19 protein-coding genes and 1 pseudogene are annotated in these 19,491 nt (G+C 60.6%); 13 read left to right on the top strand and 7 right to left on the bottom strand.

Annotated elements, in window-relative coordinates; all coding sequences use genetic code 11:
* Positions 1-416: 416 nt before the first annotated feature.
* Both CF68_RS28850 and CF68_RS28845 read right to left on the bottom strand, forming a co-directional pair.
* A complete protein-coding gene (locus CF68_RS28850) occupies positions 417-1,040 on the bottom strand; it encodes an NADPH-dependent F420 reductase (protein WP_035825712.1) in 624 nt (207 codons plus the stop codon).
* 14 nt (positions 1,041-1,054) lie between these two features.
* A complete protein-coding gene (locus tag CF68_RS28845) occupies positions 1,055-1,807 on the bottom strand; it encodes a 3-oxoacyl-ACP reductase family protein (protein WP_035825710.1) in 753 nt (250 codons plus the stop codon).
* Positions 1,808-1,924: 117 nt separating this feature from the next.
* On the opposite strand from CF68_RS28845, the gene CF68_RS28840 reads away from it, so the two are divergent.
* Together CF68_RS28840 and CF68_RS36635 are read left to right on the top strand one after the other, a co-directional pair.
* Positions 1,925-2,857 (top strand): LysR family transcriptional regulator, encoded by a 933-nt coding sequence (locus CF68_RS28840; RefSeq protein WP_035825708.1) that lies wholly within the window; start codon positions 1,925-1,927, stop codon positions 2,855-2,857.
* A 635-nt stretch (positions 2,858-3,492) separates the two neighbouring features.
* Positions 3,493-3,809, top strand: a pseudogene (locus CF68_RS36635) (3-hydroxyacyl-CoA dehydrogenase NAD-binding domain-containing protein); the annotation flags it as partial.
* Between the two features lie 228 nt (positions 3,810-4,037).
* Here the strand turns inward: CF68_RS36635 and CF68_RS28835 are convergent.
* Positions 4,038-4,679, bottom strand: a complete 642-nt coding sequence (locus tag CF68_RS28835; RefSeq protein ID WP_035825706.1) for a TetR/AcrR family transcriptional regulator — start codon at positions 4,677-4,679, stop codon at positions 4,038-4,040.
* Positions 4,680-5,171: 492 nt separating this feature from the next.
* Between CF68_RS28835 and CF68_RS28830 the strand changes: the two genes are divergently transcribed.
* The 4 genes from CF68_RS28830 to CF68_RS28815 all read left to right on the top strand — a co-directional run bounded on the left by CF68_RS28830 (position 5,172) and on the right by CF68_RS28815 (position 7,829).
* Positions 5,172-6,065, top strand: coding sequence for an NAD(P)/FAD-dependent oxidoreductase (locus CF68_RS28830; protein ID WP_035825703.1), 894 nt, complete (start codon positions 5,172-5,174; stop codon positions 6,063-6,065).
* A gap of 98 nt (positions 6,066-6,163) precedes the next feature.
* A complete protein-coding gene (locus CF68_RS28825) occupies positions 6,164-6,625 on the top strand; it encodes an isoprenylcysteine carboxylmethyltransferase family protein (RefSeq protein WP_035825701.1) in 462 nt (153 codons plus the stop codon).
* A 174-nt stretch (positions 6,626-6,799) separates the two neighbouring features.
* Positions 6,800-7,504 carry a hypothetical protein gene (locus tag CF68_RS28820; protein WP_152548570.1) on the top strand — a complete coding sequence of 235 codons (705 nt, stop codon included), beginning with the start codon at positions 6,800-6,802 and terminating at the stop codon, positions 7,502-7,504.
* A gap of 127 nt (positions 7,505-7,631) precedes the next feature.
* Positions 7,632-7,829 (top strand): hypothetical protein, encoded by a 198-nt coding sequence (locus tag CF68_RS28815; protein WP_035825691.1) that lies wholly within the window; start codon positions 7,632-7,634, stop codon positions 7,827-7,829.
* A 344-nt stretch (positions 7,830-8,173) separates the two neighbouring features.
* Here the strand turns inward: CF68_RS28815 and CF68_RS28810 are convergent, their stop codons facing one another.
* A complete protein-coding gene (locus CF68_RS28810; protein ID WP_035825689.1) occupies positions 8,174-9,118 on the bottom strand; it encodes a histone deacetylase family protein in 945 nt (314 codons plus the stop codon).
* A gap of 343 nt (positions 9,119-9,461) precedes the next feature.
* Between CF68_RS28810 and CF68_RS28805 the strand changes: the two genes are divergently transcribed.
* Entirely contained in the window at positions 9,462-9,653 is a 192-nt protein-coding gene (locus CF68_RS28805; RefSeq protein WP_152548569.1) for a hypothetical protein, read from the top strand.
* A gap of 119 nt (positions 9,654-9,772) precedes the next feature.
* On the opposite strand, the gene CF68_RS28800 is transcribed toward CF68_RS28805, so the two are convergent.
* Positions 9,773-10,270: a MarR family winged helix-turn-helix transcriptional regulator gene (locus CF68_RS28800; protein WP_035825685.1), complete on the bottom strand. Its 498-nt coding sequence runs from the start codon at positions 10,268-10,270 to the stop codon at positions 9,773-9,775.
* A gap of 200 nt (positions 10,271-10,470) precedes the next feature.
* Here CF68_RS28800 and CF68_RS28795 point away from each other — a divergent pair, with 200 nt between their 5' ends.
* A complete protein-coding gene (locus tag CF68_RS28795) occupies positions 10,471-11,505 on the top strand; it encodes an isopenicillin N synthase family oxygenase (RefSeq protein ID WP_035825681.1) in 1,035 nt (344 codons plus the stop codon).
* 429 nt (positions 11,506-11,934) lie between these two features.
* Here CF68_RS28795 and CF68_RS28790 read toward each other — a convergent pair whose 3' ends face one another.
* A complete protein-coding gene (locus tag CF68_RS28790; RefSeq protein ID WP_200872606.1) occupies positions 11,935-12,672 on the bottom strand; it encodes a hypothetical protein in 738 nt (245 codons plus the stop codon).
* A 186-nt stretch (positions 12,673-12,858) separates the two neighbouring features.
* On the opposite strand from CF68_RS28790, the gene CF68_RS28785 reads away from it, so the two are divergent.
* From CF68_RS28785 to CF68_RS28765, 5 genes are all read left to right on the top strand, one after another.
* The gene (locus tag CF68_RS28785) at positions 12,859-13,476 is read left to right on the top strand and encodes a TetR/AcrR family transcriptional regulator (protein ID WP_035825679.1); all 618 of its coding nucleotides are present in this window, start codon (positions 12,859-12,861) and stop codon (positions 13,474-13,476) included.
* Between the two features lie 431 nt (positions 13,477-13,907).
* Positions 13,908-15,152: a S9 family peptidase gene (locus CF68_RS28780; RefSeq protein WP_035825676.1), complete on the top strand. Its 1,245-nt coding sequence runs from the start codon at positions 13,908-13,910 to the stop codon at positions 15,150-15,152.
* 244 nt (positions 15,153-15,396) lie between these two features.
* The gene (locus CF68_RS28775) at positions 15,397-16,347 is read left to right on the top strand and encodes a tripartite tricarboxylate transporter substrate binding protein (protein ID WP_051591734.1); all 951 of its coding nucleotides are present in this window, start codon (positions 15,397-15,399) and stop codon (positions 16,345-16,347) included.
* 152 nt (positions 16,348-16,499) lie between these two features.
* On the top strand, positions 16,500-17,573 hold the full coding sequence (locus CF68_RS28770; RefSeq protein WP_035825673.1) for a maleylacetate reductase: 1,074 nt from the start codon (positions 16,500-16,502) through the stop codon (positions 17,571-17,573).
* 34 nt (positions 17,574-17,607) lie between these two features.
* Positions 17,608-18,480 carry an NAD(P)-dependent oxidoreductase gene (locus CF68_RS28765; RefSeq protein ID WP_035825671.1) on the top strand — a complete coding sequence of 291 codons (873 nt, stop codon included), beginning with the start codon at positions 17,608-17,610 and terminating at the stop codon, positions 18,478-18,480.
* Between the two features lie 25 nt (positions 18,481-18,505).
* Here the strand turns inward: CF68_RS28765 and CF68_RS28760 are convergent, their stop codons facing one another.
* Positions 18,506-19,420, bottom strand: a complete 915-nt coding sequence (locus tag CF68_RS28760; RefSeq protein ID WP_035825669.1) for a LysR family transcriptional regulator — start codon at positions 19,418-19,420, stop codon at positions 18,506-18,508.
* Positions 19,421-19,491 lie beyond the last annotated feature (71 nt).

The raw sequence follows: 19,491 nt of genomic DNA, 5'->3' as shown, positions 1-19,491 counted from the left end.
GGCTACCCCGGTGGTGCGGGGCGGCGCTAGCCGCTGCAAGTCCTGATGTCCGACAAGAAAAACCTCTCGGCGCGGGAGTGTCCGAGGGGCTGAAGGCCTACACGGGCAGTGTATGGTGCCAGCCGACCTTGCCGCATCACCCAAATTGGTGATTACGTAGAGTGGACTTCCGGCGCGGCCAGTCTCCAGACCTCGGTCCATCGCTGTCCTGCCTGTGAACTCCACCGAAGTTGGGCGAGGAGGACCTTGATTTCCGGGGAAGGCCAGCGACCCGACGGCCGAATTTGGCCAGAAAGCGACGGCCTGGCTCTCAGACTGAATGGCCGAAGCTCTGCCACAGCGGACGCGTGCACTATATGGAGCTTGCCGGGCCGCCGTTAGCGAGTTCCTCTTTCGGTTGCTTCCAGTCCCGCCTTTCAAGTCGAGCGCATTGTCACCAAGTTAAGCGCCGCCAGTGGTCCTCCAGGAAATTGGTGCTGCCTTCCGCCCACATCGAGCGAACCGAGATCGATGCTGAAAAACCCAAGACGATCGATCAACGTGGCCACCTCGGCTTTGGCGTTCGCATCGTCACCCGATAAAAACAACACGCGGCGGCCACCTTCTGCTTGCGGATCGCCAGACACCAGCGCGGGTTGCAGGTGATTGAACGCCTTGACAACACGCGCGCCGGGCACGAGGTCTGCAAACACTGCGCTCGAAGAGCGGCCATGCAGGTCCGCGGGGCGAAACAGCGGGGCCTCAATTGGGTTGTTTGCGTCGACGACAATCCGCCCGCCAAATTCGGGCAGCCCGCTCAGTGCCAGTGGCAGCTTCGACCAGTTCACAGCCACCAGCACGATGTCCTGCGCTGCGGCTTCCTCGCGCGTGCCCGGGCGAATCGAAGGCCCGATTGCTTTCACGGCATCCCGAAGCGTTTCAGGCCCACGGCTGTTGGCCACCACCGCCTGGATGCTGTGGCGTGCCAGCGCCGTGGCGAACGCCATGCCTATCGCGCCCGCGCCGATGATGCCAATGGTCTTTCCGTAGCTTGCTTGCATGACGAACTCCTTGTTTAAGCGGTGAAGCCGCCATCGGCAACGATCTCGGCACCGGTCACGAAGGCTGCGTCCGGGCCGGCGAGGAATGCCACCACGCCGGCAATCTCATGTGGCTGCCCGTATCGGCCCAAGGCAATGCCGGGCCCTACGATCTCGCTAACCGGGCCGCCGGCGGGGTTCATATCGGTGTCGGTCGGGCCAGGGTGGACGGTGTTGACCGTGATGCCTTTCGGCCCCAGATCACGCACCAGACTGCGATTGAAGCCTGCAATTGCACCCTTGGTCAGCGTGTAGAGCGATGCCGTGGGAAACGCTGCGTAGCGCACCATCGACGAACCGATGTGGATCACGCGCCCGCCCGCCTTCATATGCCGCACCGCTTCCTGTGTGGCCACAAATACGCCGGTAACGTTCACCGCAATCATGCGCTCGTAGGTGTCGAACGGGATGTCCTCGATAGCGCTGCCCAAGCCCAGGCCAGCGTTGTTGACGAGGATGTCGAGACCACCGAATGCGTCGACCGTCGCGGCCACGGCTAGGCGCACCGCGGCAGGATCGCCGGCGTCTGCGGCGAGCGCGATGGCCCGGCCGCCGGCCGCTTCGATCTCGCGTACCACCGTGGCGGCCTTATCCGGTGAGGCACTGTAGGTCAGCGCCACGGACGCGCCGTCGGCGGCCAGGCGGCGGGCAATGGCGGCGCCGATGGAGCGCGAACCGCCGGTAACAAGGGCGATCTTGCCGGCCAGGGAAAGCGTCTGTTGAATCATTTTTTTCTCCGGTTGGGGTGAATCACAAGGTGTGAACGAAGTATGGGCCTGCGATTCCCCGGTGATTAGTCACGAATGACTGGAATCATCTTCAAGCGATCGTGTAAGCTGAGTCGGATGGAAACCCTCGCCAACCTCGAATCCTTTGTGCGCAGCGCCGAAACCGGTAGCTTTTCGGCGGCGGGTCGCCGACTGGCCCTGACGCCCGCGGCCGTCAGCCGCAACGTGGCCATGCTCGAGCGCAATCTGGGCGTGCGACTGTTTCAGCGCTCGACACGCAAGCTGACGCTTACCGAGGCTGGCGAACGCTTCCTTGCATCCATCGGCGGCAACCTGGACGCTCTGCAAGCCGCCATCGCCGCCATGTCGAACGACCACGGCGAACCGGCTGGCGTGCTGAAAGTCAGCCTGGCCCCGTCGTTCGGCATGGCTTACGTGCTGCCGTTGCTTCCCGATTTCCTGAAGCGTTATCCGGCGATCCGCCCGGAATGGCATTTCGAGAATCGCGCGATCGATTTGATTGCCGAAGGGTTCGACGCGGCTATAGGCGGGGGCTTCGAGCTGGCGCCGGGTCTCGTGTCGCGCGCACTGGCACCGGCGCATGTCGTCGCGGTGGCGTCGCCTGCGTATCTGCGGGAACGCACGCTGCCTGCCGATCCATCCATGCTGAACGTCATGGATGGCATCGTCATGCGCTCCGGACGCACAGGACGCACGCGCCAATGGGCCATGCGCGATGCCGCCGGCAACGAGGTTGCCGCGACCATGCCCGAACGCATTGTGGTGAGCGACCCGGCCGCCATGCGTGAAGCCGCGCTACTGGGGCTCGGTGTGACACTGCTGGCTGTACCTGATGTGTTGCCATGGATTGAACGTGGCGAACTGGTGCGCTTACTGCCACGCTGGTATGCCGATGCAGGCGCCATTTCGTTGTACTACCCTACGCGCACACTGATACCAACCAAGACGCGCGTATTCATCGAGTACGTTGTGGAAGCATTTCGCCAAATGCAGATGGCCGAACGCCTGGCAGGCAGCCTCGGTATTTAGCGTTGCCTGCCGAGACATGCCGCTTCGGCGTCCGCTCTGGCCCGAACTTGAGTCACTCGCCAAGCTTTAATGAAGAGCAGGAGTGGGTCGACTGCTGCCTGTCGCCGGTGACCTTGTCGACCCGGCGACGGCGGAAGTAGCCCCGACCTTCATGTCATCGCAACGCTACCCGTCGCGCCCGAGTCCAGGCAATCTCACGATTTCCGCTTTTCCAGTCTCACGAAAAGCGCCCTAGTCTCACTAATTCCGTTTCCCTGCAAAAACTGTGAGGAATCGGAATTCTCGAGACTGCGTTCTCCGAAAAATCAACGACTTAGCGTCCAATTCGGTCCGCGCTCGTTCGGATGAGAACCGGAAATAGCGAGACTGACCTGAATTGAAGCGCGAATTCGTTGGACTGCCCCGCACCGGTCGCTCACTGTCTCTTTGACCCTTCTGAGTCATTCAAGGGTTCTTCGCGTGGGTCTGCTACCGCCTTCAAACCGGCCAATCGCCCTTTGTTCCATACTCTGGAAATCAACTGATGTAGCGCGGTGCTTTGCGTGTAGTCTCGTCGCAGACCTGTCTGAGGTTCGGTCTTCAGAGGCAAGTTGACCAAAGACCCTGGCCGAGAGCCAGGCCAGGGGAAACTCAAATTGTCTAAGCGAAAGAAAATCAACGTTGTCGGTACAGTCGGTACCGGCGCCATTGGCCGGGGCATCGCCCAGATGCCGCGCAGGCAGGCCTGACCGTCGATCTGTACGACATCAACGCGCAAGATGTGGCTGCCGCGCGCCAGTAGCTGCAGGATACCTTCGCTAAGCTGGCCGACAAGGGCAAGATCAGCGCCGCCGACAGCGAAGCGGCGCTGGCACGCGTCAAGGCATGCAACGCGCTGGAAGACCTGGCCGCCTGCGAAATGGTGGTGGAAGCGATCGTCGAAAAGCTGGAAGTAAAGCGCGATCTGGTCGCCAGCGGCGCGTGGGTGCCGCCGGATCATTCGGCGCAGTACACGCGTGCGGTGGAGCCGCTCGGAGCCCGCGCGGTCGCGTCTTCACGCAGACGGACGTGACGCCCGCTGCGCCGAAAGCCTGGCCACCGCGAGCACCAGCAGGCCGCTCGCCATCCCGAGGCAGCCGCGCACAGGCAGAGATCTTCGCTTCGCGCCGCATGCTCACGACCTCAGGCCGCTTTGTGGAGCCTACGCACCGTATGCCGCCATGAAGACCCGAACGGCCTCGCGCAGAAGAGCCCTGTTTTCCCGGGTATCCGGCATCTCGAGCTTCAGCAGTCCGCGGATGTGCCCGGAGCCCAGGAACATCGACAGGAACAGGTCCGCCGCCTGAAGCGGGTTCCGCACCTTCAGCGTGCCCGCCGAGTCGGCACGGCGCAGGTATGCAGCCAGCTCGCCGTTCACACGCTCCGGGCCGTCCTTGTAGAACGCACGGCAGGCTTCCGGCTGCGCCCCCGCGACGCCGTAGACAGAGCGCAACGCGCCCAGGGCGTCGTCCCCGCGCGCCAGTGCGAGAAACCGGGCGCCGATCGCCAGCAGCGCCTTCTCCGGCTGGTCCGGGTCCAGCGCCCCGGCGCCCGGGACGCCAGCCACCACTGTCGCCGTCCTGTCGCGCACGACCGCCTGGAACAGCCTCTCCTTGGAGCCGAAGTTGCTGTACACGGTCATCTTTGCCACACCGGCGTCCGCGGCGATGGCATCCACGCTGGCACGCTCCAGGCCATGCTCATTGAAGTGCCTTTGCGCCGCTTCCAGAATGCGCCGCAGGCGCTCGGGATCGCGTGGCCTCCCGCGTTGGGGCTTGGGAGCGGGAACTGGGGGGCGGGCCATGGGCAGATTTAGTGGATTCGACAGTTCATTATAGCTCGCGCGCATTATTGGACTTGTGGTCCAGTAACTGACGGCGGCCCGAGGAACCCCCATGACGCAACAGATACGACCGACTGGACCTCGCAGCAGGCGTGGCGGGCACCACCCGCGACGCCGCGGCGATCGCGTGTCCATGCCGAGCAAAATCACGAAATAGGTCTCCGCCGCGCTGAGCAGGGTTACGAGGAACATCACCCCCAACGGTGGGCAGGGCGAGCAGCGGCAGCAGCGGGCCATCAAGCAGGGCGGACTGTGGAAGATTAATTGGACTTGACAGTTTGCTATTCCCGTCTCACATTACTATACTTGTAGTCCAATAATTCATCCGCCTATGACTTCCTCTTCTTGTAGCAGCCGCAGGCCGGCCCCGCTGCCCGTCTCGAGCGCGTAACGCTGGACGATATTGCGCGCCAGGCCCAGCCCGCCCCCATCCACAACACGGAGCTCATCACCATGAATGACGTCATCATCATCGGCGGCAGCTTTGCCGGCCTCGCCGCCGCCCTGCAGCTCGGCCGTGCCCGCCGCAAGGTCACCGTTTTCGATACCGGCTTGCCGCGCAATCGCTTCGCCGGCCACTCGCATGGCCTGCTCGGCCACGATCACAAGCCACCGCTGGACATCCTAGCCGAGGCGCGTCAGCAACTGGCGCGTTATCCCACGATCAGGCTGGTCAGTGCCCGGGCCGACAGCGTCTCCGGCGCCATCGACCGTTTCTCCGTCCTTACTGGCGATGGCGAAAGCCTTGAGGCGCGCCGCCTGATCCTGAGCTATGGCGTCGCCGACCAGATGCCTGATGTTCCCGGCTTTGCCGAAAGCTGGGGCACGTCCATCGTGCCCTGCCCCTATTGCGACGGCTTTGAAGTCGCCGGCCAGCATTGGGGCCTCGTCTGGTCCGGCCCGCAGTCGCACCAGTCTGTCAGGCTGTTCCACGATTGGACCGACAAGTTGACTGTCTTCGCCGATGGTCACGACATTCCGCCCGATATCCAGGTCGATCTTACGCGCCGCACCATACCTGTTGTCGATGGCCGGATCATCGAGATCGCCCATCACAAGGGCCATATCACCACCGTCAATCTCGATACCCGCCGCAATATCGCGGTCGACATCCTGTTCGCCCATCCGCGCAACAAGCCGTCCGCAAGCCTGCATGAATCACTGGGCCTCGCCACGGTGGATACGCCCGTCGGCATCGCCCTCAAGGTCGACGAGCGCCGCCAAACCAGCATGCCCGGCATCTACGCCGCCGGCGATCTCGCCACGCCCTTCTTGCCCTCGGTCACGCTTGCATCATCGCAGGGCGCGATGGCGGGTATCTTCGCCCAGCAGTCGATGCTGGTTTGAGGGCATAGATTCCCGAGGGCGTGATCCGCAAGACCTGCCGCTAATCATGTGTGTGCGTGGCGGGTCATGCCGGGCACTAGGCCTCATCATGGAGTGTTATGAGCGTGCTTGAACTGAAGGTTCCTCCCCCCATCGTGGCGCTTGTCTTGGCGCTTCTTATGTGGCTGACGCCAGCCGTCGTGGGCCTTGTGCAGATTCCCTATCCGGCCCGCGTGCTCTGCGCTGTCGTTTTGGTGTGCGTCGGCCAAGGCATCAGCATCGCCGGAATGGTTGCGTTTCGGCGCGCCAAGACCACCGTGAACCCGGTTAAGGCAAGCTTGGCGTCCTCGTTGGTCATCCAAGGCGTGTACCGCTATACGCGCAACCCCATGTATGTCGGGCTCTTGCTTACCCTGTTGGCGTGGGCAGTGTTTCTGGTGAATCCACTCGCCGTCCTATGGGTGGTCGTGTACGTCCTTTACATCACTCGGTTCCAAATCATTCCGGAAGAACGTGTGTTGGCGTCTCTATTTGGGGCAGAGTACGAGGCTTACAAAGGGAGGGTACGCAGATGGGTATGAGGCCTGACGGAGCACGCGCATGTCGAACGGCCGCTTCTGGCCGAGAGCGGCCAAATAGTGCTCTCGTGCCACGCAGTTGGGGGACTCCAGGTTTCTCAATGGAAAAAATAGGGATGATGGCCAAATGATGGATTGATCACAGATCGACAGGCGCGTAAATCAGAAGACGTCAGCTTGGAATCCGCGATCAATCCGAGTGAGGCAGCCATGACCTTGTCCGATCCCGAAAGGCTTGCTCAGTATGTCCGGGCCCTTCCCGACTTCGTTGTCTATAAGACCGTTGATGGCAACTACAACCATATCGGTGCGACCGTTGCCGATGCGGTTCTCCAAGCCAATTTGCGATATGCAACGCATGTGAAGCCGCGTGTGAACCGAATTCTGGCGGTTTATCCAACGGCGCGGACGACCCGTGCTGTTCTTGCCCTGTTGGGGACAATCAGCGCCACGGACTTCCTTCATTGGCGAGGCCAAGATCGCGCCGAACGCTTTTGTCACATTCTTGGCCTGTTCGCCTCGGAAGGCATAGATACTGAGGTGCACCTGCGCGACTGGCTATCCGACAGTGCGAGTCCGCAAAAGCTGCGGTCCATCAAGGGCATTGGCCCGAAGACAGTGGACTACTTCCGAATCCTGGTAGGAGTATCCACCAGTGCAATTGACCGACATCTCCGCAACTTTCTCTGGTTGGCCGGGCTGATCCCGAGTGGTTATGCTGATGACCAAGCCGTGATCAATGGCGCAGCCGACATCCTTGGCATCGACCGCGCCCACTTCGATCACAGCATCTGGCAGTACATGAGCAAGCGTGGGACGACATCTGGCATCGCCGGTTCGAGTCGCGGCAGGGCCTGTGACTTTGGGGCATCGTTGCAATGAAGGCCAAACAGGCGAACAGCGTGCCGGGGGGGGAAGGGTTGCAGCACGCCTGAGCTACGGCGAGGTGGAGCCGGTCCGCTGAAAGCCGTGGGCAAGAGCACGCCTGCCGGCTCTTGGGAGATGCGCTATGGATACTCCATTTGCCCACGGTACGTTCGTCAAGGTGCTAAACGCACGTACACCGCGTACCGAATTTCTCGTCGGCCAGATAGTGCAAATCGTCGCCTACGGCAAGCGGTCCGGTGTTTATGCCGTGTTCTTCGATGGCGAAATGTTTGCACCATTCCGGCATGAGGACTTTGATGTGGTGCGACATAGCGAGTGAACTTGCCTTGCGCCAACGTATAGACGGTGCCTGAACCGGTCTCCAATCAGCCAGAATGAGACCGTCCCCGACTTTACTTCGGGCGACCGTCTCAACGTCAAGATTGGACGACAATTCTTACCGTTGCGACTGCTCTAGATCTCGGAGTGCATTCTCGCGATGTCCGACCCGCCGTTAGCGACGGAAACTCTGCCGTTCCGGCCATCCGCTCGCATATAGATCGGTGGCCGAGACACCGGTCGGACCGTGCGTGCAACGCTGAACAGTGTCATGAAGAGTTCCGGGGCAAGCGTCATGCGCGACGAAGTACTATCAGCGCTGTACGCGGTCGCACCGCTGTCTGTTCACTCGGCATCGAGCTGCATCAGAGCGCTGACATGAGCCATCGTACTCGTGGCCAATGCGTCAAGGCTATAGCCTCCTTCCAGGATCGATACGATGCGGCCGTCGCACGTCTCGTCGGCAATCTGCATCAGTTCCTTGGTGATCCAATGGAAGTCGCTGTCCTCCAGGTTCATGCCAGCGAGAGGATCCAGGCGGTGCGCGTCGAATCCGGCGGAGAGAATGAGGATTTCGGGGGCGAAAGCCCTTAGCGCGGGAAGCACGAGGGCGGAAATCGCGGCACGGAACTTCGCCGGCTCACAGCCGCGAGGCAATGGAACGTTGACAATATTGTGGTTCACCCCTGTCTCGGACCGGGCTCCAGTACCGGGATAGAAAGGCGACTGGTGGCTGGATGCATAGAACAGCTCCGGGCGGTCGAAGAATGCTGCCTGCGTTCCATTGCCGTGATGCACATCGAAATCGACCACAGCGACGCGCTCGAGTTTGTGGACCTCATAGGCGTAGGCTGCCGCGATCGCCGCCTGGTTGAAAATGCAAAAGCCCATCGCCTTCGCCGGTTCAGCGTGATGGCCGCACGGCCGCGTCGCGCAGAACACGTTACGCGCCTGGCCGTCCATCACCGCATCGACACCCGCGCAAGCAGCGCCGACGCAGCGCAAGACGGCTTCCCACGAGCCCGAAGACATGACCGTATCGCCCGCGTCCAGCGGCACGTATCCCTGGGTGGGGGCGCTTTGCGCGATCTCATCGATGTAGTGCGAATCGTGGATCAATTGCAACTGCTCGACGGTGCCCATTGGCGCATCGCGCCATTCCAGCGAAGCGAACTCCGGCGTTCGCAACGCCTGCACGACGGCTCTCAGGCGTTCGGGCGACTCCGGATGGTGCGGCCCGGGGCGGTGTTCGAGACACGCGGTGTGGGTATAAATAATCGTAGTTGTCATGTTCGGCTGTACTCGGTTTCAACCGGCGACGCGTTCCCTGAATCGCACACTGGTGGCCTACGTCGATCGTCACGGCAATCCCATCAGATATGTAATATATCAGGAGAGCGCGAACACCAACTGTCCAGCCGTTTTTTGAAGAGTCGCAGCGCCAGCCCGGCACGGTCGCGCGTTTTGTGCGTAGTAGTTATCGTTTTGATGGGTGGCCCCGTCGGACGGTGGCGCTAGCCGGAAGTGGCAGAGTCCGGCTCAGGGGGGCGGTTGAAGCCGCGATGGCCCGCTCCAGGTCCAGCCGGCTAAGAGCCGCTGCCGTGTGTGCCCGGCGCTTGGCCGGGGCTTGATCTTGTCGCATTTGGTCTTCGGCGGGCTCTTTCCGCCGAACGTTCATGAACCGCCGTTCATCCGCGAAGAGAAGGTCTCTAGCCGACCCATCGCGGTCATCCTCCGGCTGTCAGTGGGCGGCTGCATTCTGACGGATTTCAGCCAGTCGAAGGTGGATGAAAGGCGGCCCGCGTGGGCGGAGGTGGCCGAGTGATTTCCCGGTCATCGCATGCCTGGCGGCGCTGCAGGGCCAGGCTTCTGGCGGATGGGGTGATGCGAGCGTTTCCGATGCTGTCGTCCATTTGAGTCGAGTGATGTGGCTCGCGCTCAGCGTCACTCGCCTTCTTCAAGCTTCTGCAGAATCGAGCGCAGAGTATCCGCAAACTGTGTGCGCGTGGGTACATCCATGTAGTCGAAGAAACGGGCGTAGTGTGCGTAGTAGCGGCTCATGGCCGTCTCGGCAACTTCGACGCCTTTTGAGGTCAACGTGACCAGCACAGCCCGTCGATCCTTGTCGCTGCGCGAGCGCGTAATGAGGCCAGCCGTTTCCGCGCGATCAATCCGGTTTGTGATGGCTCCCGATGTAACCAGCACCATGCCCTGCAGCGCCGTCGCGTTCAGACAGTAGGGCGCTCCGTTGCGCCGGAGCGCGGCAATGATCTCGAAGGTTTCCCACGTCAGCTCCAGCGGTGCAAGCAGCTCGTCGGTGGTCTTGCGCACTTGCGCGCCGATTTTGACGAGGCGGCCGGCCAACCCGGTAGGCCACACCTGAAGTTCTGGGAGCTCTTTGCTCCATTGGTCGACGATGACGTCGATGCAGTCTTTATTCATAGTTGTTCGCAGGCTACTTTCTGATGTTGTCGTGCATTTGCATTGGTGCCCAGGCCAGATCCCTGCCACGCCACGGATACCAAACGTTGACGCCTTCTGCTAGCACGACCTGATGCTTGCCGCAAGGGTGTTTGTCCTAGTGATAAATATTTCAACGTTAAGAGATCATATATTCGTTTACTTTACATGAAGGGACGTCCATGAGCAATGTTCTACGTAGGCAAGAAGTGACTTCTGTCAATGTCGGAGGCCAGGAGTCGCAGGCCATCGCCGAGGAGATTCCCGTTATCGAGGTGGGTCCGTACCTCGCGGGTGCTCCTGGCGCTCTCGAGGATGTAGCTCAGCAAATCCGCAAGGCCTGTACCGAGATCGGCTTCTTTTATATCGTCAATCACGGCGCATCTCAGGCAACGGTGGACCGGGTGTTCAAGGCGATGGAAAGGTTTTTCACGCTGCCTGCGTCCGAAAAAGTCAAGGTGCGCATGAACGAGCACCAGTCGGGCTGGCAAGCTCCGAATGTCGCCATCCATGGCGACAGCTTCGACAAGGTGGTTAAACCACAAGCCACGGAGGCATTCAAATTCGGCCCGGAGCTCGATCCGACGGATCCCGATTTCCGGGGCAGCAAGCGTTTTCGCGGGCATAACCAATGGCCGGAAGCTCTGCCCGAAGAAGACAAGCGAGCGTTCCTGCGTTACCACGCAGAGTTCAACGAACTTGCCAAGTGCCTCCTGGCGCCGGTCGCGGTTGCGTTGGGCCAGTCTCCCGATTTCTTTGACGGGGCATTCCGGAAAACCGACTCCGTGATGCGAAGCGCTTACTATCCCGTGGTCAAGCCGGAGGACAACCAGTTTGGTTTGCCCGGACACACGGATCTGAGTTTCCTCACCATGATTCCGCCGGCCACGGCTCCTGGTCTGCAGATTCTGACTGCGACCGGTACGTGGATAGACCAGCCAATCGTCGAGGGCGGCATTCTGGTGAACACGGGCGATACCCTGCGCACTTGGTCCAACGACCAGTTTATCGCCACGCCGCATCGTGTGCTTGCGTCGACCAAGGAAGAGCGCTATTCGGCCATCTTCTTCCTTTACCCGAATCTGGACGCTGTTATCTCATGCGTGCCGACCTGCTGCAGTGAAGACTATCCGAAGAAATACGCGGACCAGACGTTCGCAGATTTCTATGCTGGATACTCTTCCCGGAATTTCGGGTACGCCGAGAAAAAGGCTTAAAGCCTCCATGCGCAATCGCGCAAGATCAGGGTTGTTGCCGATCGGCTGGGAAACACACTTGACTCCTGAGATGGGCGCATCTCCTCAGATGATTCTCAATCATCAGTCTTTGAGGATCTCGAAGAGCTGCCGTCCCTCTCACAGGAGGCGCGGATTCTGTTGAAGGAAGAGCGCCTCGATCCCACCGACACGTAAGCGTGTCCTGAAGGCCGTTTGTTCACACGATGACCACATAGCCATTCTGAATCCCCCCAGATCCGGGTGAATCAGAAAAATGGAAGCGCGTGCACGTAGCCAGCGGCCGGGTTCGAAGAATTACACGACCTTATAGCCGTTTTCGGCGCGCGCTGGGCGCCGCAATCACGCTGGAGCAGCATCCTCGGGATCTTCGCGGTCATGGCGACAGGGCAGGGGGTTCAATACTTTGCCTTATGCGAAGGCTGCATCGATCCAATTGCCAAATTCACTTGCCAGGTGCCATTGATGGCCCGAAACGACTTGCGGCAGGATCAGCAGGGGAAATTCGACCAGAAGTTTGGCTCTGAAGCCTGCGCCTTCATTGCGAAACTGATGGCGAACGCCTCCTAAAGCAATGCCTTTGGCGCTTCGGGCCACTCCGGCAATCTGGAGGGGGTACGCATGGTCTGGAGGGGATCGCAGGCTCGATAGGTCGGAGTAGTTGATGAAGAAGCAGGTGGCAAATGGCGCGCCACCGGTGGTTTCGACCACTTCCTGAACGCCATCAACATTCGTGCGAATAATGTAGTGGTCAGGCGCGGCTGAGAGCATTGCCAGTTCGTCGTTGTTCCGGGTGCGCTCGTGGAACCAGTCTACGAAATGTTCTGCTGTACCCCCGGAGACGATCAGCTCTGTCACGGAGAAGCGGCGGGAGCCGCGAGACATGGCAGCCGTCAGGTCAGCGAGCGGCGAGGAGATTCCTAGCTCAAGACGCAGCGCCTTCATCAAGCCCTCCGCGCCGAGTTCCAGCTTGCGATCTAACAATTGGCGACGAAGGGTCGCCAGGTCCTGGTTGGCAGGGCTGACTCCCAACTTTCTTAGAACGGTCTGTGCACGGCGCTGCTCCCACTCAAGGACCGCCTGGCGTGGGATTTCGCGACCGTTGATAATCGTCCGAATCGAAGGATTGACGTGCAGTTTCGTCTTCATCTGTCCTACTATAGCAACTATAGTTGCTATAGGCGAGGAAAAAAGCGTGTCGTTGGACGATGGCTTGCGGCGATCAAGAACCAGGCCGAAAGCGGGGGGGGCACCGTAGCGGCCGCGTAGGTGGTCCAGTTGGGGCTGCGAATCGGCTCATATAATCTTCACTCGCGACTGAGAAGGGACAGGTACATGCGCCGAAACAACGACGAAGCAGGGACAGAGCTAAAGAAGGGAAGCCGGCCGGGTGGTCGCGCAGCATTGGTCGTGGCGGCGATCCATCAGGCGACGTTGGCGTTGCTTGAGGAAATCGGCTACGACAGGATGGAGATTCCCAGCATCGCCGATAGAGCGCAAGTTAACAAGACCTCCATCTATCGACGATGGCCGAACAAGGCCGAGTTGGTTTTGGACGTATTGCTTGAGCAGACGAAGGCAAGCGTGCCATTGCCCGATACGGGCAGTGTCAGGGAGGATCTCCGGCTGCTGTTGCATGGCGTTGCCAACCAACTTGCCACGCCTTTTGCGCGTGGTTTGCTTCTGGCCTTTATCGGATCAGGCCACGATGACCCCACGATACAGTCAACGCGTAGCCGATTCTGGGCCGAGCGGTTTCACGTGAGCGGCAAGCTGGTTGAGCGCGCAGTGGCCCGCGGGGAGCTGCGGCCCGAAACGAATCCTCGCGTGTTTCTTGAGTTGGCTTGCTCTCCGCTTTTTTTTCGAAGCCTGGTCGCTAATGAGGCAATCAGTGATGGTTACATCGACGCGCTCGTTGAGCTTGCTGTCAGTGCCTCTCGTCCGCTCCGTTAGAACGCCAAGACAATGTTCCCACGTGTTGCGCTGACGCTGCCTCGGCACATGCAACCGTCGGTGGTTCGCCTCGGCCGATTTCTCAGTACCAGCTCGCGCAGCTAGAGCCGCAAGCTCAGGCAGCCTCGTCGCGCCCATCTGCACGCTCTCCGCAACTTCGGTCTCTCCGGCCGCGCCAGAAGTGCAGGCATGACCGCCCCTTTGGTGGCGGCCCGCACGTTCCCTGCCCTTATCGGGCCTCCCCGAGTTGATAACACCCTTTATAGCAACTATAGTTGCTATAAAGGGTGTTGCTGGCGCACGACCACGGTCGCAGCCAGTGACATTCCCTTGGACTTCTTCGTGGGCGCTTCCCTTGCAGCGAGGGGCTCACAGGCCAGGCGGCAGCGTCAGGGCGTCTGGCGCCTTCATGAACACCAACGGAGACATAAATGCTGGAACTGATCCCCTTTTCCACTGCAACCTACTGGATGAACTTTGCTGCGCATATGGCAGCCAGCGCAGGCGCCACCATGGGCGACATCGAGCGTGCAATGAAGCCCTACCTCGCATATGTCGAGGAGAATCGGGAAGCCTTTGAGCGAGCGAAAGCCTTGGCACCTCTTAAGTTCGATGGCAATCCGGCGACGGTGCCCTTGAAACTTGCAGAAGCCATGTTCGCTGCGACGCCGATCTGGTGCAAAGGCTGGATTGATGAAGGTGAACGTCTGGCAGCGGTCGCCGAATCGTTTCGTGCAGCGGGGCAGACGCTGACCGCGGGTGAGATATTCAAACGAGCATCGATTCTTGTCGGGTACGCCGAATGGTCGATGCTCCTTGGGCCCGACAAGCGGGAGACGTTTGATCGCGGTCGAAACCTGTGCCTGACAGCCATCGATCTGCTGGGGGAGAAATATGAAGAAGTCAAAATTCCCTACGCAGGTACAGAACTCGACGGCATGTTCTGGCCGGCTGCCGGGGAGGGCCGGCGGCCAACTGCAGTCTGCTTCAATGGGCTGCACTCTTCCATGGAGTGGTTCTGGCAGATCGGCCTCATTCGCGAACTGAATCGCCGAGGCATCTCCGTTCTGGTGTTTGACTGTCCAGGCTCGGGTACGGCGCGTTTTCACAAAGGCCTTCACATCGAGCCCGAAACTGAACGTTATGCAAAGCCCGCACTTGACTACGTCTTGTCGCGGGGCGATGTTGATCCGCATCGCGTCGCCGCAGTGGGATGCAGCTTCGGCGGTTATCGTACCGTTCGCGCCGCGTCCACTGATCCTCGCTTTCGCATGTGTCTCGCATGGGGTGCACTTTACGGAATCCCTGAGCCTCAAAAGCCCGTGGGTGCCGAAGAGGATGCGCCTTCTGGAATGAACGGCCTGGATCCCCGCACCATGCTGTGGTTCATGGGGGTCTCAAGTGCGGAGGAATGGGAGGCCAAGCGTCCGAAATTTACGCTGCGGGACGTCATTGGCGAGCTTCGATGCGACCTGGTTGTCTTCCACGGAAAGGCTGACATGCAGGTGCCGGTCTCGCAGGCTCATCGAGTCGTCGGCGATGCGGTGAATGCAACGTCCAGGGAACTTCACCTCTACACGGCCGCGGAGGGCGGTGAGCAACATTGCCATCTGGACAGCCTGAATACACCGCTAGGCCATATGACGGATCGGGTTGCAGCAATCCTCCAGGCTTGATTCGGAGTAAGTAAGCCGAACCGCCCTTGCGCCGTGCCTGCGCGAGAGCGGTTCTGCAACAATATCGGTACAAATGACCAATTTTCATGGCATCTCCAGGCAAATGATACCACTGCAAATATGCGACCTGTTCGCAAGAAGTATTTCGACGCGATCCGGAGACCGAAGCGTACATAGTAAAAACCCTTCTTTAAGTTGGTCAATCGTACAGTATAAGATTCGGCCTGACTGAAAGGAGACATCGATGTTACGCAAGCTCATCTTCCTGGCGACGTGCTTCTGCCTGTTCGCAACCCATGCGGCGCTGGCGCAGGGGCAGGTCGTTCGAATCGTAGTGCCTATTGGCGTTGGAAACAGTTTCGATACGTCCGCACGGGTGCTTGCCGAGGCGCTGCGCAAGGCGACCGGGCAGAGTTTCATCGTTGATAACCGGCCGGGCGGCGGCGGGATAGTCGGTACCGCGGAGGTGGCTCGTTCCAAGCCCGATGGACTGACCCTGCTGTACACGACCGCAGGGCACGGTACCAACGCTGCGCTGCACCCCAAGCTTCAGTACGACAGTATCAAGAGCTTCACACCCATCAGCATGATTACGCAGAGCACCGGCTTTGTCCTGCTAGTCCGTGCTGACTCGCCATTCCGGACTGCGCGCGACCTTGTGGCAGCAGCGAAGGCAAAGCCCGGCTCAGTTTCGTATGGCTCCTTCGGTATCGGGAACACCACGCACGTGGTAGGTGCGCTGTTCGCGAAAGGTGCAGGAGTCCAGATGCTGCATGTCCCTTACCGATCACCCGTAAGTGATTTCCTGGGAGGGCAGGTGGACTCGATCTTTATCGGAGAGTCGACCGCAATGCCCCTTCTCAAGGACGGAAAAGTTCGTGCCCTGGCTATATCGGCTGCGAAGCGCTCGCCGACCTTGCCGGAGGTGCCGACCTTCGAAGAATTGGGGATCAAGGATGCCGATGTGCCCGCGTGGTCCGGATTGTTGGGGCCTGCCGCTATGTCGCCGGAAAGTGTAAAGAAGCTCTATGCTGCGTTGCAGCAGGCAGTCAAGACGCCCGAGTTTCAGGCAAGTCTGAAACTCAACGCAGCGAACGTAGTGCTGATGAAGCCGGATCAGTTCGCGAAGCAGTTGGAGTCCGAAGTATTGAGGTTCAAGACTCAACTGCCACCCTTGGGTATCCAGTTGGAGTGAACGCGACATTCAGTCGTGCCCGATGCCCTGCGCAAGTAGTCTTCCACTTTCCAAAAATCTGTTTTTCTCGCGCGCTGTTTCGACGTATCAGGCGGACGTGTAAGGTCCCGATAACGCATTTTCCGCGTGCCATCCGCATTAACAGGAGACATATGGAACCGGTCCAGTCATTCGTCTATGAGGCGAACGCGGCTCGCGTAGTGTTTGGTGCTGGCGCACTGCAGCAGGTCGCGGCGGAAGCCGAGCGCCAGGGTCTGCGTCGCGCCCTTGTGCTCAGCACCCCGAATCAGCGATCCGAGGCGCAGCGTGTCGCAGACCTGCTTGGATCGCGTTGCGCCGGGATCCTCGCCGGCGCCGTCATGCACGTTCCCGTGGAAGTCGCGCAGGAAGCGGTCGCGCGGGTACGCGCGCTCGATGCCGACTGCGCAGTGGCGATCGGCGGGGGCTCCACGATTGGCCTGGCCAAGGCGATCGCGCTGGAGACGGGATTGCCGTATATCGCGATCCCGACCAGCTACGCCGGATCCGAAATGACACCGATCTATGGTCTGACCGCAGGCGGGCAGAAGAAGACTGGCCGGGATCCGCGCGTGCTGCCACGTGTCACGCTCTACGATCCGGAGCTGACCGTCGGGCTGCCCGCCCAGCTCACCGTGACGAGCGGACTCAATGCCATTGCGCATGCGGCCGAAGGACTCTATGCGCGCGACGCCAATCCGGTGATGGCACTGATGGCCGAAGAGGGTATTCGCGCACTGGCCGCCGGCATTCCCGCCGTTGTGACGGCCCCGGAAAATATTGATGGCAGAGCGCAATGCCTCTATGGCGCATGGCTGTGTGGCACCGTGCTTGGCAGCGTGGGCATGGCGCTGCACCACAAGCTATGCCACACGCTAGGCGGCAGTTTCAATTTACCGCACGCGGAAACGCACACCATCGTCCTGCCCCATGCGCTGGCCTACAACGCCGCGGCCGCCCAGGTAGCGATGTTCCGCATCCAGCGCGCACTCGGCAACCATGAGATCTCTGCCGCGGCGGCGCTGTACGACCTGGCAATGCAACATGGCGTGCCGGTCGCGCTACGCGACATCGGCATGCGCGAACAAGACATCGACGTCGCAGTCGAGCAGGCGCTGGCCAATCCCTACTGGAATCCCCGTCCGATCGAGCGCGAGCCGATTCGGGCATTGTTGCAGGCGGCGTACGAAGGTAGCCGCCCGGCATGACAAAGCGAACGACAGGCAAGAATGGAGTGAGAGCATGAAGATTGCATTTCTGGGTACAGGCAAGATGGGGTTGCCGATGGCACGGCACATGGCGCATGGTGGGCATGATGTCGTGGCGTTCGATATCGCCCCAGCGCAGATTGCACAGGCACGCGAGGCCGGCCTCGCGATTGCAGCATCGCTTGCCGATGCCGTCGCACCGGCAGAGGTGATATTCAGCTCCATGCCACACGACGCAGCGTTTGCCGCCGTATCCGCCGAGGTCGCGGCCCACGCAACGCCTGGATCCATCTACGTAGACACCAGCACGATCTCTCCGGCGGCTTCTGCAGCCGCGGCTTCGTTGCTGGCTGCCCGTGATATTGCGTACCTCCGTGTGACAGTGTCGGGCAACAACCATATGGCGGAAGCGGCAAACCTGACAGCAATGGTGTCCGGCCCCGCTGCCCCGTACGAACGCGTCAAGCCCTTGCTCGCGCTATTCGGACCGACCCAGTTCTATCTCGGCGATGCAGAGCAAGCCCGTCTGATGAAGCTGGTCATCAACCTGCTGATTGCGCTGACCTCCGGGATGCTCGCCGAGGCGCTGACGCTTGGCCAGAAGGGTGGCCTTGACTGGAAGACCATGTGGGAAGTGATCACAGCCAGTGCAGTTGCATCGCCGATCGTCAAGGCGAAGTCCGCGCAGTTATCGGTGCATGACTACGCCCCGACCTTCACGGTGGACCAGATGCTCAAGGATGTCGGCCTGATCCTGGACGCTGGCGCAGACCTGCGCGTGCCGATGGGCCTGACCGCCTTGCTGGGCCAGATGCTGCAAGGCGCCGCCGCGCAAGGCTTTGCCGGCGAGGACTACGCGGCAGTGATCAAGTTCGCCGGGCAAGCGGCCGGATTGCCGCAGCGCTAGTTCCCGGTTGCGACCGGGGAGCCGTTCAGGTGGTCCACTTCCGCTCATAGTCCATCTGGTGGAAATGGTCCACCAGGAACTCGATAAACAAGCGAACCCGCGCGGGCAAGTGTGCACGGGTCTGGAACGCGATGTTGACCGTGAGACGTGGCAGGTCCCAGTCGTCCAGCACCGGCACCAGCCTTCCGGCGACGATGTCGTCATGCACGATGTACTTGGGTTGCACGAGGATGCCCATGCCTTTGAGCGCGGCGGCCCGTAGTACCTGGCCGTCGTTCGATTCCAGCGTACTGCGCACATTGATCGTGCGCTGTTCCTCATTGCGGCTGAACTTCAGTTCATTGGGGTGAAGCGCGTAGGAATAGATCAGCATCGAATGATTGGCGAGATCTTCGATGGTGCGCGGCATTCCCTTGCGGTCCAGATAGCGGGGCGACGCCGCCAGCACGCGGCGCATTTGCGCCAGCCGGCGCACGGTCAGATTGGAGTCCGGCTCGAACTCGCGGGTGCGAATGGCGAGGTCGATTCCGCTATCCATGATGTCGTAGTAGCGATTTGCCGCAATGATATTGACGCTGACTTTCGGGTAGCGCTCGGTGAATTCCGGAATCAGGGGCCCCAGGTGGATCATCGAGAACGACAGCGATGCCGTCACCGTCAGGGTGCCGGCCGGCTCCAGCACGTTGGCGCTGACGTCGGCCTCCGCCTCCTTCATCGCAGAAAGCAATTCCTTGCAACGTCTGAAGAACTGCTCACCTACCTGTGTCAGGTAAAGGCGGCGCGTACTCCGCTCGATCAGGCGCGCAGCCAGTCTGCGCTCTAGCGAGGTCAGGTGGCGGCTGGCCGCAGCATTCGACATTTCCAGATTTTCGGCGGCCTTGGTGAGGCTTCCCAATTCCGCCGTCTGCACAAACAACTCGATTTCTGTCCACCGATCCATGCATCGTCTCCAACACTTGCACCATTCTATTTTCTCGCTGCGCGGAAGAAAGATTTCCTTGGTGCGGCATT

It is taken from the genome of Cupriavidus sp. SK-4, assembly GCF_000611125.1.
GTDB lineage: Bacteria > Pseudomonadota > Gammaproteobacteria > Burkholderiales > Burkholderiaceae > Cupriavidus > Cupriavidus necator.
This window is presented reverse-complemented; position numbering and strand designations above follow the sequence as displayed.